Source organism: Bacteroides zoogleoformans (assembly GCF_002998435.1).
GTDB lineage: Bacteria > Bacteroidota > Bacteroidia > Bacteroidales > Bacteroidaceae > Bacteroides > Bacteroides zoogleoformans.
The window spans coordinates 2,586,132-2,602,786 of sequence record NZ_CP027231.1 but is presented as its reverse complement, the minus strand read 5'-3'; the positions used below and the strand labels follow the sequence as shown (position 1 = coordinate 2,602,786).

Below are 16,655 nucleotides of genomic sequence, written 5' to 3'. Positions count from 1 at the left end.
TACAAGATTTATTTTCTTCTTTCTTTCAATTCGGCATTAATGGCAGCTATCCGCTTCTTATCCAAAGGATAGACAAACACTACCAATATGGAGAGTGCGGCAATTGCGGCCGGAATAAAGCTCATCAGATACCTCAAGCCATCCATCGCCTGCGCTGTCTGAACCGCATTCTCCGCCGTATTATAATTGAAGAAAGCCAATAAAGCCATCACGGCCCAGCCCGCGAATGCGCCTCCGAACTTCTGAGCCATCGAGCCCGACGAGAAAATCAGTCCCGTCGATGCCGTACCGTCCTTTTGCTCGGCATAGTCCGCCACATCGGCATACATACTCCAGATAAGCGGAGAAATGACTCCGGTACAGATGGAAATCAGAATCTGGAAAATCATCATCAGCCACCATCCGATGCTATTGTTGGGGATAAAGAAAAAGAGAAAGCTGAATATCACCAGACAAATCAGCGCGAGGATATACGTAGATTTCTTGCCGAACCTCATCGAAAGAGGTACGGTCAATGCCACACCAATCATGTTGCACACCTCGCCCACCATCAGGAAGAGCCCGGCATAAAGCATCAGATTGAAGAAACCGAAGTCAAGCGAAGCGGTGGCGCTGATATAGTCTTTAAAGAAATAAGCGACAGTGGCACCGCGCACCGTGTTAAAGAGGTTGGAGAGCAGGGCAGCACCGTTCAATATCCACCAAGGCGAGTTGCGGAGAAGAGAGCCAATGTCCTTGCCCACCGACTTGGACGTAACACTCCTGACATGCTCGCGCGTCATGCTGAAACAGAGCAGAAAGCCCAAAAAGCAGAATGTCGCGATACAAATCATGGCATATTGCCAGCTGGCAGCATTACTGTAGCCCATCGTCCTGAACCAATTGCAGAGCGGTTCCCATGCTCCCAGGGCAATGAAACTTCCTCCATAGGCAAAGAACATGCGATATGAAGAGAAAACCGTTTTTGTGTTCGAGTCATCGGTCATCACCCCCAGCATGGCACCGTAGGGTACGTTGATAGCGGTATATACGGTCATCATCAGGATGTACGTGACATAAGCCCATATCAGCTTGCCTGTCGCACCCAGATCGGGAGTTGTAAAGAGCAAGATGCCCGCCACGGCAAATGGTGCCGCAATCCACAACAGATAAGGGCGATACTTGCCCCGGCGCGTTTGAGTACGGTCGGCAATGACCCCCATCATCGGGTCGGACACAGCATCCCAGATACGTGTCACCAACATGAGCAAGCCCGCATCGGCCAGACTCAAACCAAAGATATTCGAATAGAAAAACGGTAAATAATAAGAGAATATCTTCCAAAACATAGAGGAAGACATGTCCCCGAAGCCATAACCGATTTTCTCTTTTAATGTTGCCATAGTTTTTTTAGACGTAAGATATAAGATATTAGATATTAGAATTCAGACGTCAGATGTCAGATGCCAGATGCCAGATGTCAGCTCTGACCTCTGATGCCTTTTGAAAGATTTTTATCTATAAGTTTCTTTAAAGTCTCTACCGATGCCGATGAAGACAAACCGTCGGCGGGAGTGTTCATGCAATAATCCACCAGCCGGTCTATGGTAGATGTGACCACGTGCATCCGGGTGTCGGAAGAGGCATAATAGATGAACACCTTTCCGTCTTCGTCGGCAATCCATCCGTTAGTGAAAAGCACATTGCTCACGTCACCGATACGCTCTTCGCCTTCGGGCACCATAAGAGCGCCGGCAGGAGTCGCAATCAGACGGGTGGGGTCATCCAGCGAAGTCATATACATGTAGAGCACATAACGCAGTCCGGCGGCGCAGCCGCGAACTCCATGCGCCAGATGCAGCCAGCCTTTCGGGGTTTTGATGGGATGCGGCCCCTCGCCATTCTTCACCTCCTTGATGGTATGATAGTAGCGTTGGTCAATTATCTTCTCCTCCTTTACTTCGGCATGAGTGATGTCATCCACCAGCGCCCAACCGATGCCGCCGCCGCTTCCGGCATCGATGAATCCGTCCTGCGGACGGGTATAAAGAGCATATTTGCCTTGTACGAACTCCGGATGCAACACCACGTTGCGCTGTTGGCTCTTGGTTTTCAAGTCGGGCAGACGTTCCCAGTTTTTCAAGTCCTTGGTGCGGGCAATGGCAGCCGTGGCCGTGGCCGAAGACAAATCGCCGGCAGGCGCGTTGCCGTCATGCCGCTCGGCACAAAAAACGCCATAGATCCATCCGTCCTCATGAGCCGTGAGGCGCATGTCGTACACATTCGTTGCCGGAACCACGTCTTCGGGCATGGTGACGGGATAGTCCCAGAAGCGGAAATTGTCGATGCCGTTGGGACTCTCGGCCACGGCGAAGAAAGACTTGCGGTCGGCTCCTTCCACACGCACCACCAGCAGATACTTTCCGTTCCACTTGATGGCTCCGGAGTTCATGGTGGCATTCATGCCGATACGCTCCATCAAGTACGGATTGGAAGCCTCATCCAAATCATAGCGCCAAAACACAGGCGTGTGGGCAGCCGTCACCACCGGATATTCATATCTTGTGAAGACACCGTTTCCGCCTTCCACCGCCACATTCTTCCGCGTAATCAATTCCTCATGTTTCTGAAACAATCTTTCTACCTTTTCTTTATAAGTTTCCATATTCATCCAAATTTTCTTGTTCTTATTTATTGATACAGGTTCACGTCTGACGCAAATAATGTTCCGGAGCTGTTGCAGAACTCCACGAAGTCCGCCGCCGATGCTTGTCCCGGATAGGGAGCATAATAATGCGTCACCTTCTCGCGGGCATTGCGCCATGTCAGCACATAAGCCACCGGATACTTCTCCAATGCCGGGAGCAAAGTGCCCGTCCACCACTTCTCATCGGGAATGCCCTCATAGCCGGTCTCGGTCACAGCCATCACCTTGCCGTGCGTACGTGCAATGCTGTCCGTTACGGCAAGCATTCTGTCCATCCCGTCCAAGTACATCTCACGGTCGCCGGACTGGTACGTGTCAAAACCGATGACATCAATCCGTCCGTCACCCGGATAGCGCTTCAAGTACTGCGCCGTGTCCTTAGGTTCCGCGCCCGGCGAGTAGGCATAAAGCACATTGTCCACCCCTTTGGCCTGCAAGCTGTCCACCGTCATGTGCCACAAGGCTTTGTATTGGTCGGGCGTGCACAGCTTCTCTCCCCACCAGAACCAGCTGCCGGTATGCTCGTGCCAGGGACGGAAAAGCACAGGCACTTTCGTTCCTTCGGCCGTCCGCAGTGAATTCAGGAAGCCGGCCACTCCATCCAGCCAGGCGGCAAACTTAGCGTGATGCTCCCCGCCCGGCAAGACGGACGCCACCACCGCAGTGTCCGACACATCCCAAGAGTCACCTCCCGTTTTCGGATTACGCGCATGCCAGCTGAGCGATACCATCCCGCCCCGCCGGTATTGATTGATTATTTCCTTTTTGATTTTCTCGAAGGGGACTTTATCCAGATTGGCTACGTTTCCAAGTTCCAACTCTCCCAGGTCGAAACCAATGACGGCCGGATAATCGCCGCATACGCTTTTCACGTCCGAGCGCCCTTCATCGCCCTCCCAGCCGATGCCGTAGGCCGTATCGTCCTGATGGCCGAACATGATGCCTTTCGAAGAGATTGTTTTTAAGCCGGCCAACAGTCGTTCCGTCTCCGGCGTACGTGTAAGAGTGTTTTCCTCATTCACAGTCTGTTCTTTTTTAGAAGACCCGCAGGCGGTGAATATACTTGCCGCCAGAAGCATCACTGCCCATTTCTGTTTTTTCATATCCATGCTTTTCAATTTGGTATTATCGTAAGACAACATCTGATTATCGGTGCAAAGATAGCAGATCATGGAATGAGAAAATGATACAATTTTATCCCTTTGCTGTATTTTGATAGCAGTTAACCATTAGTATGCGGTTTATATTTGCGGTATGGATTTTATCCACACTTAAAATAAATTTCAAGCACTACGACTCCGTTGTGCGTCAATTGTGCAAATTCATAATAATAAAAGCCGCAACAATCTATCAAGTAAGATGTTGCGGCTTTATTGTGTGACCCCGGTGCGATTCAAACGCACGACCTTCAGAACCGGAATCTGACGCTCTATTCACTAAGCTACGGAGCCGAATGCGGACGCAAAAGTAGAAAAAATACCGGCATATTCCTAATATTCCCGTTGGTTTTTCTACCAACACCGTCTTTTTCCATCTATATTTCGTGCTATTGCATTATTCTTTTGAGAGCAACACACACATATACCCAAACATTATGCTATTTTATAATCCCAAAAGCAAACAAGTATAGATATTATTCCTATATTTGATGCGCAATTTAACAGAATAAGAAACATATCTATGAGTTATTTGATAAAACCGAAAGGGTACAAACCCTTATTAGACCTGAGACAAACGGAATTAGGAATCAAACAGATTAAAGATTTTTTCCAATTAAACCTTTCTTCCGAGCTATGCCTCCGTCGTGTAACAGCCCCTCTCTTCGTATTGAAAGGTATGGGAATCAACGACGACCTCAACGGTGTGGAACGTGCAGTTTCTTTCCCTATCAAAGATTTAAAAGACGCCAAGGCAGAAGTGGTACATTCTCTTGCCAAATGGAAGCGACTTACGCTTGCCGAATACCATATCGAACCCGGGTATGGCATCTATACAGACATGAACGCCATTCGCGCCGATGAAGAGTTGGGTAACCTCCATTCACTTTATGTGGATCAATGGGACTGGGAACGAGTCATCACCGCCGAAAATCGCAATGTGGAGTTTCTGAAAGAAATAGTAACCCGAATCTATGCCGCCATGGTGCGTACGGAATATATGGTTTATGAAACATACCCACAAATCAACCCCTGTCTCCCTTGTCCCCAGAAACTGCACTTCATCCATGCGGAAGAGCTCCGACAACTTTATCCGCACTTGGAGCCCAAAGATCGAGAACATGCCATTTGCAAAAAATTTGGAGCTGTATTTATTATTGGCATCGGCTGTAAACTCAGTGACGGGAAGAAACACGATGGACGCGCCCCTGACTACGATGACTACACCACTCCCGGCTTGAACGGCCTGCCCGGCCTGAATGGAGACCTATTGCTATGGGACAATATTCTACAACGCAGCATAGAACTTTCGTCCATGGGGATTCGCGTAGACAAAGAAACGTTGCTGCGCCAACTCAAAGAAACGAATGAAGAGCATCGTCTGGAGCTTTACTTTCACAAACGTCTAATGGAAAATACACTCCCGCTTTCCATCGGTGGCGGCATAGGCCAATCACGACTGTGCATGTTCTACCTTCGCAAAGCCCACATCGGAGAAATACAAGCCAGCATCTGGCCGGAAGATATGCGTCAGGAATGCAAAGAACATAACATACATTTGATTTAACCGAAATTCAAGAAAAACACAATCTTAAAAAACTGTCGGAGATCACCATGGAAAGGAAGCATGAAGAAAGACTGTCTCATTTTTTCGGATTAAAACAATCCTTTTACTTTTTATTTCTTACCTTAGCAGTTCGAATCCATTAATTAAAAAAGATCTCTATGAATGTTCAAATAGAAGATAGCTGGAAAGTCCGCTTACAACCTGAATTCGAAAAAGACTACTTCAAACACCTGACAGATTTCGTACGCAACGAATACGGAGTGTGTACCATATATCCGCCGGGAAAATTGATATTCAATGCATTCAACCTATGTCCTTTCGACAAAGTAAAAGTGGTGATCATTGGTCAAGACCCCTACCACGGTCCGGGACAAGCGCACGGTCTTTGCTTCTCCGTAAATGACGGTGTCCGCTTTCCGCCGTCTTTGATCAATATTTTTAAAGAGATAAAGGATGACATCGGCACCGACACTCCCGCCACCGGCAACCTGACACGCTGGGCAGAACAAGGCGTATTGCTTCTGAACGCCACCCTTACCGTCCGTGCCCATCAGGCCGGCTCTCATCAGAATCGCGGCTGGGAAACTTTCACGGATGCCGCTATACGGGTTCTTGCAGAAGAAAAAGAGCATCTTGTGTTCATTCTTTGGGGAGCTTATGCCCAACGTAAAGGAGCATTCATTGACCGAAGCAAGCATTTGGTATTGACCTCCGCACATCCTTCTCCTCTCTCTGCCTATAACGGATTCTTTGGAAGCAAGCACTTCAGCAAGACAAATGAATATCTAAAAGAACACGGAGAAAAAGAAATATTTTGGTAACGAAGTGATAGGACTTTATCCCGGCTGGAGTAATCCATCCTAATACCACGAAACATTTGTCTGCGTCTGACTTCTTTGTTCCCATTTCAAGTCTTGCAGAATCTGCGCGGTAGCACGAATGGTGAAATTATAATATCTGTACATTCCAAAAGGAGCGAGGCTGGCAGTCATCGTAAAGCAGTGCAAGTCACGCGTTATATTAAAGACCGTATTTGTTATCAACTTTGCATTGAAATCATAACCTGAGTTAAAGTTCACCGCCCACTTATTGCTCAACTTAATATTACCATTAATATTAAGCGCATTCAAGTTGATTTTATATGGATAGCGCATATTCCTTCGATTGATAGGGCTTTCTCTATCTTCGGTAATATTAAAGCCCGTGCTCAAAGATATCGACCATGGCATTTTGAAAGCCTGATAACCATCGGCATCGGCAGTTGCCTCTTTCGTCTTCTTCGGTATGCTGCCAATGCCGGAATCTTCAGCGTCAGCCCCTTCATCTCCATTATCCTCGGACTTTCCTTTCTTTTCACTCTCACCCTTTTTGCCGAAAAGCTTCTTAAAAGTCTCATTATTCAGCGTATAGCTAAAAGAGGTGCCATAACCGGACCAACGCCCGAAACGCCCATACGACCACTCCGTACGGTCACCCACCACCACATCGCCTTTTTCATTAAACTCATAGGCATAAGTGGCAAAAGTGGAAGCCATGCTGAAAGTATAGTTGCCCAACTTCATACGAAGGTTCACATTCAAATCGCTCCAAGGTCTTGTCTCCGCAGCCATGTTATAACTGATGCCGGCACCTAATTCATCTATCAGACTCACTTTACTGATAGAATCGTTTTTGTCTTTGAATTTCATCTCCAAATTATTGGAAATACTGAAATTGACACTCCCCTGCTTTCCTCCGCTAGGCACGCCGAATGGTTGTCCTGAATAATAAGAATAGCGCACTTCTTTACGTTCTCCGTTTCTTCCTTCCTGAATATAACTGTCATAATAGCCATAGCGGGATGTCGTGAAGTCAGGCGCCGCACTGATGCTCACCGAAGGAGTAATGACATGACGGATTTGTATCTCTTTTTTAGGAAAGAACAACGGTTTGTACATGCCATAAATCTTGGTATTGATGCCTAAGCTGGTATTATAATTATATACACGGTGGAAACCATATATAGTATCGTTCACCACTTTTTGGCCGGAGACATCCCAATCCTGCTTAACCTTTCTCGTATACCAACGTTCCGTATAATTAAACGTGGGAGTCAAGTTGAAGTATTTGAACAAGGTGAACGTTGCACTGATGGGAATATCATGCTGCATGCCGTTTTCCCAATCCCTCACCAGATTTGATTTAAACAAACGGTCATCCTTTGTCCTAATGCTGTTCTTCATTCTACCGGTATAGCGTATTGAGATCTTCTCATACCACCTTTCAGCACCCACTGCACGCTTCCGCTTGAAAGGGAAAATGGTGCTGAGTGAAATATTGAGATCGGGCAAAGTCACGGCAATAGAAGAATCTCTCATGTTTTGGGCAATATTTCCCGAAGCAGAAATATTTAGTTTCTGTTCCGGAAAGTTTCGCGAATAGCTGACGCTTGAAGTCTTCGTATTCTGAGACATTGCCTGCACATTATAAAGATTACCGATATTGGTCTTCTCGTAACTGCTCGTGGCAAAATTCACACTGGCCGAGAAATTTGAGTTAGGACTGGCTTTGGGGTCTTGACGATGAGACCATACCACCTTAAAGTCTTTGGCTACCGAATAGTCACGTAATCCTTTATCACCGGTCTTGGTAACCTGATAACTTGCCTGAAACAACCCGGAATATCTATAACGTTTCACGTAGTTTGATTCCGCATTCAATGCCCACGAGCCTTTTGTAAAAATATCTGCCCTCATTTTCAGATCCATCTGTTCATTGATGGCAAAATAATAACCTCCATCCGTCAAACCGAAACCACGGTTGGAGTCATCCATGTAAGTAGGCATCAGAAAGCCGGACTGATAACTGCTGGAGAACGGGAAAAAGAAGAATGGCACGGCAATAGGAAGCGGAACATCTTCCACAACCAAATAAGCCGGTCCTGTCACTACGTTTTTCTTAGGCCGCACCTTAGCATAAGTCATCTGCATGTAAAAGTGAGGGTGATCATGATGGTCGCAAGTGGTATAACGTCCGTTTTTCATATAAAGTTCGTCATTATGCCCCTTCTTCGCATTATTACCGGTCACGTATCCTTCTCCTTGCTGGCTGACCACGTTACTGATAATCCCCCTCTTGCTCTTAAAATTATAGCGGATGGTATCTGTTTCGTAAGAAGTGTCTCCATCTTTAAAGACCGGACGTCCTTTTGCCGCGCCTAAAGAATCGACCACTCCACGTGCGAAAACCGTACTATTATCCATGTCCATGGAAATAACATCGGCAGCCAAATCCGCCCCCGGATAAGTCACCTTGCCCTGCCCGTAAAGATGAGCAAAACCTCTTTGAGTAAAAACGATGGAATCGTTGGCTTCATAAGTCACCGGAGCATCCAATTCGGTCTTATTGGGAGGAGGAGCCGCCACTGTATCCCTTTGCAAAGAATCACCGGTATGCAAAGAGTCTGTCCGCTGTTTACCCGGAGACGCCACTCTCTCTCTACGACGTTGGGAAAGAGCCCCATCAGAAAGAAGAAGCAAAATAAACAATAATATAAATGCTATAGATGAATTTGCTTTCAATGGCGTCATTAACTAATAGTTTTACGCTTAGGATGGCAAAAGTACGTATTTTATACGTATAATCTCCCTTTTTAAAGAAATTTAGATTGCTACAAGAACTCTTCGCACCAATGGTCAAAGCGCCTTAACCCCTCTTCGCCGTAACGTTCCAAACTTTTCCGGGCTTTATCTATGCTCTTTTCTTTCTCCAAATGAGTTTTTGAATAAAACTTATCGGCAAAACAGATAACCTGCTCTTCCAAGCTGACGGGAACCATTTCGCGATGCGGTACCGGCAGGTTTTGAGAAATGATTTCCGCCAACGAAAGTCCCGCTCCGGTATGCCTTTCACACACCAGCGCATGCCGGGGATAGCCTTCACTACGCAGCAAATCGGCACCTAAATAACCATGACAAATATATGGCTTATCGCCCGAACAATGAATGCCGGCAGCATCTGTAAGGAAAATACCGATATCATGCAGCATAGCTGCCTCGTATATAAATGCCTTGTCCAAAGAAAATTCCGGATGGCATTCGGCAATCTGCAATGCTTTATGGGCAACGGCACGGCTATGAATCAGCAATATATGCTTCAGGGGACTCTCTTCAGGATAATATTTGTCAATCAACGACTCAGGAGACATAATGCTTTTGCGTTATAGTTTGCATAAATAGTTCTTTATTCATGCTATTTTTGACGGCAAAAATACGAATTATTCTGCAACAATGGCTAACTTTGCCACATATAACATTACAAAAGTATGATTCTATTAAGTTTTGATACAGAAGAATTTGACGTTCCCCGCGAACATGGAGTAAATATCCCCTTGGAAGAAGCCATGAGAATTTCAGTGACCGGAACATGCAAAATTCTTGATATTTTGCAGAATAACGGCGTAAAAGCGACATTCTTTTGCACCACGAACTTCGCAGAGAATGCCCCACGAGTGATGCAACGCATCATCAATGAAGGGCATGAAGTTGCAGCACATGGGTGTGATCATTGGCGTCCACAAGAATCGGACGTACATATTTCCAAAGCAACTCTTGAAAAGCTTTTCTCCATCACCGTCAGCGGATACCGGCAGCCCCGTATGTTTCCCGTATCCGATGAAGAAATCGAGAAAAGCGGTTACATCTATAATTCATCTTTAAACCCGGCATTCATTCCCGGACGCTACATGCACCTTACCGAACCGCGTACCTGCTTCATGAAAAATAACGTATTGCAAATCCCTGCTTCGGTGACACCCTTGCTGCGATTTCCATTATTTTGGCTTTCATGCCACAATCTGCCAATGAATCTCTATTTATGGATGACACATAGGGTACTTCGTCACGACGGTTATTTCGTCACCTATTTCCACCCTTGGGAATTCTTTCCCTTGAACGAACATCCCGAGCTTAAAATGCCCTTTATCATAAAGAACCGTTCGGGTGAAGAAATGGAAAGACGGCTCGATTTCCTTATCCGCAACTTAAAGAGCAAAGGTTATCCGTTCGTGACTTATAACGAATTTGCCGCCATCAAAATAGCAGAACTTAAAACAAACAAGAATGATTAGACTGGCCATTGTCTGCCCTTGTTACAACGAAGAGGCAGTACTTCATCAGTCAGCCCGATTACTGACTGATTTATTGAATGACTTGATTGCAAAACAAAAAATAACCCCGGACAGTTTCGTTCTTTTGGTAAATGACGGTAGCCAAGACCGCACTTGGCCAATTATCCGCGAACTGTACAGAACAAACCCTTATATCAAAGGGGTAAATCTTGCGCGCAATGTAGGGCATCAGAACGCCATCATGGCCGGAATGATGTCTGCTAAAGCATGGAGCGACGCAGTAATTACAATGGACGTCGATTTGCAAGACGACCTTAATGCCATAGAACGTATGATAGACTTACATGCCGAGGGTTTTGACATTGTATACGGCATAAAAGTGCAACGGAATGCCGACCCTATGCTGAAACGGTTTTCGGCTATGGCTTTCTATAAGCTCCAAAAGAAAATGGGTGTGGAAAGTTATTATAATCATGCCGACTTCCGTCTATTAAGCAAGCGCGCCCTCAATCTGCTGGCCGGTTATCAGGAAAGGAACTTATATTTACGGGGCATAATTCCTTTGCTGGGACTTCCATCGACTACTGTAGACGACGTAATCAAAGAACGCACTGCCGGTGTCTCCAAATATACCTTAAGCAAGATGTTGAGCCTGGCGCTAGACGGCATTACCTCATTCTCCGTGAAACCCATTTATTGCATTGTATATTCAGGAGGGATATTCATCTTTATCAGTATCCTTATAGGTATCTATGTACTCTACTCCCTGATGTCCGGAACCGCCGAACACGGATGGGCTTCGCTCATGCTATCCATCTGGTTCGTGGGAGGAGCTGTACTGATCTCCATCGGCAGCATAGGCATATATATCGGCAAAATTTACAAAGAAGTGAAACAACGCCCGCTCTACAACATTGAAGAGGTGCTGCATGAAGATAAAAAGGATGAATAAGCTCAAGGCATTCCGTAACAGTCACCCAGAATGGCAAGAGAAATTCTGGCAAGTTATTCGGTTTGGCATTGTAGGCACAATCTCATCGGCCATCCATTACGGGGTGTATTGTCTGCTTTTGAAAATTGTCAATCCAAACTTCGCCTTTACCGGAGGATATATCGTGGGCTTTATATGCAACTATTTCCTCACCACATTCTTTACATTCCGCTCTCATCCTTCATCGGCCAATGCTGCCGGCTTCAGCTTCAGCCACATCGTCAACTATTTATTAGAAATCGGTCTGTTGAATCTCTTTCTCTGGATAGGGGCAGGAAAACTGCTTGCCCCCATATTGGTAATGATAATCGTAGTACCTATCAATTTCCTTATTCTTCATTTCGTATATACCTATCGGAAGAAGGGAAAGAAGCAGATTCCTTCGTAAACCGGTAGACCTCCGCAATCTGGCCGACTACTTTTTTAGAAGACTGATATAGTTTTTCAAAACGATATCCTTCTTCTTCAAATTGCGGGAAGAATTTCTCCACATCGTCCACCCTTATCAGTAGAAAGCCATCTGCAGGGCGTTCCTTATAGAAGTTGCCGATGCGATTATGAAGATAGAAATTCACTTCAAAAAAATGTAGAGGATCGCCTACCGCAAAAACTCCTTCGGAAATAAATTCATACAGGACTCCCTCTTCCTTGGGTGCCACTTGATTTATTTCGGCCGCAATGCCTTTAACGGATTTCACATTGAGCACGGCAGGCTGATAAGCTCCATCCAAAGAAAGATAGATGCCCATAAGTAATGTCACCAAGAGAACCAACATTTTATTTTCTACAGAGTGTCTGCAATATATCCACCAAGCAACAGCCAACAATGCAGGAATGGCAATCAATAGCCAGGACAGTCCGCCAACGGCTTGCAAAGCATGAAGCATCTGAATGTTCTTGTCCGCATGCCTGCCATGAAATATGGTATCGGGAATCAGTCCCAGCTTAATGACCAAGAAACAAACGAACAACAAAAGGGCGACTACAGCCAATGTTCCCCCGTAAGCCTTGATCACCCACTTTTTCTTCTCTGCCAACAAGAATATATAACGGGCAATAAAATAAGCGATGAACGGATAGATAGGCATCAGATATACACTGCGCTTACTCTGAGGGAAGCAATAGAACAGGAATATGATGATAATAGAAGTGGCGGCAAACAAATCTACCGGTTCCATCTGTCGTATTTTCTCCACCGTCCACTTCCACCACCGAAGAGGTTTCAGCGGCACACGGCATTTACGCCACGACAACGTGAAAAGTGAAAATAAGAGCAACAGTGTCCAGGGCACATAACCCGCCACAAGGGTGATAAAATTATAGTACCAAGGATTAACACACGATTCATAACTCATCGTATTAGTCATGCGCCCGAAGTTTTCTTCCATCACCAATGCCAGAAACTCTTCTCCACCTTGTTGGTAAGCGGCTACATACCAGCCTAAAGGCAATAAGAGAGAGCAGGTTCCACAAGCCAACATCCATAAGAAAGCACGTAAAAAAGAAACATTACGAAGCAACAAGAACACACCCATGACCAAACAGGGAATCAAGCTGCCTACCGGTCCCTTGGTCAGCGTGCCCAAGCTCATCAACAAGACAGCCAGCCAAGGAATTCCATGCATTCCTTTCTCATACCATCGGTAGAACGCATATAAGGCCCCAACAGTCAATGCTGTAAGAACCATATCCACCCGACAGTTCATCCCCGCCCTATGAAGTTCGAAGTTTGTCAAAGAAATAAAAGCAGCCAATAATGCTACTCCCATGCCTGTTCTTTTGGCAAAAAACAAAAAACCGAAGAAGGCCATGGCTATCAGTGCAATGGCAGAGGGCATACGAGAGGTCATTTCGGTAACTTCGCCTCCATTCAGTAGAGAGAGGGCGGCCACCGACCAATGAAAGAAAGGAGGTTTATAAGCCAGTTCACCACCATTGTTTCGGGGTGATATCCAATTTCCGCTTTCCAGCATGGAAAGAGAAACAATCGCCTCGCGAGGTTCACCCTTCGTGTGGTACTCTGACAGTCCTAAAAACGGGATGATGGTTACAATACTAATTAACAAGAGCCCTAACGCTACATTGCGCAATGAAAATGACTTCATTTTTGATGTTTTTTGTTTATTTATTCCGATTCAAAGACAAAAGTACGAAAAATCCCCACAAAACACTCTGGGACAGTCTAAAATTCATCCGAGATATTTATTAAGCGTTTACAAAAAGCCGTCTGTTCCGCATATCCTCCGCATACCCTCCGCATCAACTCCGTATATCCTCCGTACCAACTCCGTATCAACTCCGTATCAACTCCGCTCCCATAGATGCGAAGGAAACACGGTGTTGATACGACCTTGATACGGCCTGGGTATAGCTATGACGGTAGGAATGCATTAGTTTGCGACATGTCGGTTCTCATCTTTCGGCTTCTATCTCTTTCTTCCTCTTCTTCCACAATTGCCAGCTATTAATCATATTTTGCCATATATTATACACATAACATCATACATCCCTTATTATCAAAAGAAAAGCCCACCAATTACTAATAGCGGGTAACAAAATAGTAACAAAAAAAACGAAGAAATCGCTTTGCGGTGGGCTTCATGTGCAAAGGTAACAAAAGCCCTCTAACCATAAAAATAAAACTGGCGAAAAGAAAATATAGTATTCTTCTTTTCGCCAGCATATATATTTTGCTGGCAATAGAAATAAGTTTAGTTCGTTTTGGATATATAGACAAAATTATATAGAAAAATCGAGTTTTTCTATACCGGCGTAATAAAAACCGAGGCCGGGCCACAAACTCAGCTTCATGCTTTGTTTAATTGTTACGAATGTCCTATATTTAAGGAGTGTAACTAAAAAAATCTCAAATATGGACAAAGACAGAATCGTGGCCGGCCTCGATGTGCACAAAGATACAGTTTATCTCTGTGTGTTGGACACTGCAGAGACCGTTATTTTTGCAAATGTTTATGGCACATTAACTCCGGATTTGCAACTTATGTGTTCGGATATGGTTCCTCATGGGGTGACAGAGGCGGCAATGGAAAGCACCTCGACCTATTGGGTTCCGGTGTGGAATGCCTTGTGCGATAGCATGTCGCTCAAATTGGTAAATCCTTATTTTATAAAGCAGCTTCCCGGTCGCAAGAGTGATGTGAAAGATGCCCAATGGATAGCGGAGTGTCTGTTGAAGCATCTGATTCGGGGAAGTTTTGTGCCGGAGAAGACCGTGCAGGATATGCGCAAGTATAACCGTCGCATCTTCGACCTGAATGAAGACCTGACGTATAACACCAATAAATTGGACGCTGCTTTACAGCGATGTGGTTTCCGGTTAAGTAACTATGTATCCCGCGTCAATGGAAAAAGTTATCAGAAGTGCGTCCGTGCGATAATAACCGGGATAACAGCCACTGAGGAGTTGGTGAAACTCATTCATGGAAAAACTCTACGTAAATACGGACTTAACATCATAAAGGATGCCGTAACGGGTGACTTTCACCAGGCAGACATCTGTTTATTAAAGCAATACGCAGAGCTTATAGACGTAATCGGGCGACAAATCGAAGAATGCAGGCAAGCTCTCATTGCCATGTGTCAGGAACATTTCCCGCAACAATTCAAACGTCTACAGAGCATCCCCGGTGTTAAAGAACGCGCAGCTTCAGCTATAATTGCGGAGACCGGGGCTGACATGAAATCGTTTGAAAAAGCAACAAATCTTGTTGGATGGTGTGGATTGAAACCACGCAATGATATAAGCAACAATAAAGTCAAGAGTAACAGGACGACGCATGGGAACCGATTTCTGCGTCAGATATTGGTTGAAATATCCCGGGTCGCATCAAGAACCCGAAACTGCTTTTCCTCAAACTTCAGCTGCGTGCAATGCACCCAACGGCATAAGAACAAGATGAAGATACAAGTAGCCATCGCCCGAAAGTTATTAGTCGCGGTATGGCACATGCTGACAAAAGAAGAGGATTTTATGGATGTTTATCTCAAGCGTCTTGAAAAGGAGGCGGAATGGCAAAATAAAATCCGGGAATTAGAATCGTTATTGGTCGGATAGACCATTCCGATAGACCTCTATTGACAACATAATTATCTTTGTGCCGCCACATGAGCACGTTTACAAAATTATTGCATCCATAGAGGGATTGGACACCGGCGTAGTCCTTCCAGGCTGAAGAGGAAAGTAAAAAACTTTATTAGTACAGACGACAAAATACTTGTCGTCTAAAGAGACTTATGGGAAAAGTTTACAAGCTATAATATAACCAACGGAATACGAATCGGTTAAATATGGATATATAATAGATGGAGATTTTTCTTTTTAGAGGAAAGGTACAAACTAAACTTTTTGCAAAGAGTAGGATTCTACCTTGCATTTTAATTGCCCTAATAATTCAAAAGTAGTCATATATTCTAAAAATGCAGAGTTATAATATGTGATTTGCGCTGTTCTTTATATTTTTGCATGAAAATGTAAAATATTGATAATGGACAATATAATAAGAAAAATAAAATCATACTATCCAATTTCAGAAGGTTCATTGGACGTACTAAAATACCACTTCAAACAACATTCTTTTCCAGCCAAAACTATTATTATACAAGCCAATCATTTAGATAAACAGATTTATTTCATTGAAAAGGGCATAACACGTTCATATATCCTGCACAATGGGAAAGAAATAACAACATGGTTTTCTATGGAAGGTGATGTCACTTGTGGTTCATGGGATTTATATCATAACAAGGCTGGATTTGAGTATGTCGAGACTTTGGAAGAAACATTAGTCTATTCCATTGCCATAGAAGTATTAAATAGTCTGTATAAGTCGTACATTGACATTGCCAACTGGATGAGAGTACTGCAACAAGAGAACTTTCTCAAATTACAGGATACACATATTTCTCGTCTGATTTTATCAGCCCAAGAACGTTACGAAAAATTAGCACAAGAATATCCAGATATTTTCTCACGAGTCAATTTAGGGCACATTTCGACCTTTTTGGGTATAACACAGCAGTCCCTTAGTAGAATTAGGGCTTCATATTAGATTTATTTTTTCACATAGGGTAAAATTTAAGCAGCCACAACCACGTATCTTTGCAATAAATACCCTAATAAAATCATA

13 protein-coding genes and 1 tRNA gene are annotated in these 16,655 nt (G+C 44.7%); 7 read left to right on the top strand and 7 right to left on the bottom strand.

The features are described 5' to 3' along the window. Positions 1 to 8: 8 nt before the first annotated feature. The 4 genes from C4H11_RS10925 to C4H11_RS10910 form a co-directional block, all read right to left on the bottom strand. Positions 9 to 1,382 (bottom strand): MFS transporter, encoded by a 1,374-nt coding sequence (locus C4H11_RS10925; protein WP_106041982.1) that lies wholly within the window; start codon positions 1,380 to 1,382, stop codon positions 9 to 11. A 77-nt stretch (positions 1,383 to 1,459) separates the two neighbouring features. Continuing rightward, complete coding sequence (locus tag C4H11_RS10920; RefSeq protein WP_106043356.1) at positions 1,460 to 2,644, bottom strand: glycoside hydrolase family 130 protein; 1,185 nt, start codon at positions 2,642 to 2,644, stop codon at positions 1,460 to 1,462. A gap of 26 nt (positions 2,645 to 2,670) precedes the next feature. After that, positions 2,671 to 3,789, bottom strand: coding sequence for a glycoside hydrolase family 26 protein (locus C4H11_RS10915; RefSeq protein ID WP_106043354.1), 1,119 nt, complete (start codon positions 3,787 to 3,789; stop codon positions 2,671 to 2,673). A 275-nt stretch (positions 3,790 to 4,064) separates the two neighbouring features. Beyond that, positions 4,065 to 4,137 (bottom strand) — tRNA-Arg (locus tag C4H11_RS10910). 229 nt (positions 4,138 to 4,366) lie between these two features. Here C4H11_RS10910 and asnA point away from each other — a divergent pair. Continuing rightward, a complete protein-coding gene (asnA, locus tag C4H11_RS10905) occupies positions 4,367 to 5,410 on the top strand; it encodes an aspartate--ammonia ligase (RefSeq protein WP_106041980.1) in 1,044 nt (347 codons plus the stop codon). 158 nt (positions 5,411 to 5,568) lie between these two features. Continuing rightward, positions 5,569 to 6,231 (top strand): uracil-DNA glycosylase, encoded by a 663-nt coding sequence (ung, locus tag C4H11_RS10900; RefSeq protein WP_106041978.1) that lies wholly within the window; start codon positions 5,569 to 5,571, stop codon positions 6,229 to 6,231. Between the two features lie 39 nt (positions 6,232 to 6,270). On the opposite strand, the gene C4H11_RS10895 is transcribed toward ung, so the two are convergent. Both C4H11_RS10895 and C4H11_RS10890 read right to left on the bottom strand, forming a co-directional pair. Next, positions 6,271 to 8,979, bottom strand: a complete 2,709-nt coding sequence (locus C4H11_RS10895) for a putative LPS assembly protein LptD (RefSeq protein WP_106041976.1) — start codon at positions 8,977 to 8,979, stop codon at positions 6,271 to 6,273. A gap of 80 nt (positions 8,980 to 9,059) precedes the next feature. Next, the gene (locus tag C4H11_RS10890; RefSeq protein ID WP_106041974.1) at positions 9,060 to 9,596 is read right to left on the bottom strand and encodes an HD domain-containing protein; all 537 of its coding nucleotides are present in this window, start codon (positions 9,594 to 9,596) and stop codon (positions 9,060 to 9,062) included. Positions 9,597 to 9,713: 117 nt separating this feature from the next. Between C4H11_RS10890 and C4H11_RS10885 the strand changes: the two genes are divergently transcribed. From C4H11_RS10885 to C4H11_RS10875, 3 genes are read left to right on the top strand one after another with little or no spacing between them, the layout of a single operon-like run. Next, complete coding sequence (locus C4H11_RS10885; RefSeq protein WP_106041972.1) at positions 9,714 to 10,517, top strand: polysaccharide deacetylase family protein; 804 nt, start codon at positions 9,714 to 9,716, stop codon at positions 10,515 to 10,517. Beyond that, positions 10,510 to 11,469 (top strand): glycosyltransferase family 2 protein, encoded by a 960-nt coding sequence (locus C4H11_RS10880; RefSeq protein ID WP_106041970.1) that lies wholly within the window; start codon positions 10,510 to 10,512, stop codon positions 11,467 to 11,469. Before C4H11_RS10885 ends, C4H11_RS10880 begins: the two co-directional genes overlap by 8 nt. Further along, entirely contained in the window at positions 11,462 to 11,896 is a 435-nt protein-coding gene (locus C4H11_RS10875) for a GtrA family protein (RefSeq protein ID WP_106041968.1), read from the top strand. Before C4H11_RS10880 ends, C4H11_RS10875 begins: the two co-directional genes overlap by 8 nt. Here C4H11_RS10875 and C4H11_RS10870 read toward each other — a convergent pair. Then, a complete protein-coding gene (locus C4H11_RS10870; protein ID WP_106041966.1) occupies positions 11,838 to 13,613 on the bottom strand; it encodes an ArnT family glycosyltransferase in 1,776 nt (591 codons plus the stop codon). The two genes, C4H11_RS10875 and C4H11_RS10870, sit on opposite strands and share 59 nt — an antisense overlap. 767 nt (positions 13,614 to 14,380) lie before the next feature. Here C4H11_RS10870 and C4H11_RS10860 point away from each other — a divergent pair. Together C4H11_RS10860 and C4H11_RS10855 are read left to right on the top strand one after the other, a co-directional pair. Continuing rightward, positions 14,381 to 15,583 carry an IS110 family RNA-guided transposase gene (locus C4H11_RS10860; protein WP_106043352.1) on the top strand — a complete coding sequence of 401 codons (1,203 nt, stop codon included), beginning with the start codon at positions 14,381 to 14,383 and terminating at the stop codon, positions 15,581 to 15,583. 430 nt (positions 15,584 to 16,013) lie between these two features. After that, positions 16,014 to 16,577 carry a Crp/Fnr family transcriptional regulator gene (locus tag C4H11_RS10855; protein WP_106041964.1) on the top strand — a complete coding sequence of 188 codons (564 nt, stop codon included), beginning with the start codon at positions 16,014 to 16,016 and terminating at the stop codon, positions 16,575 to 16,577. Positions 16,578 to 16,655: the final 78 nt, after the last annotated feature.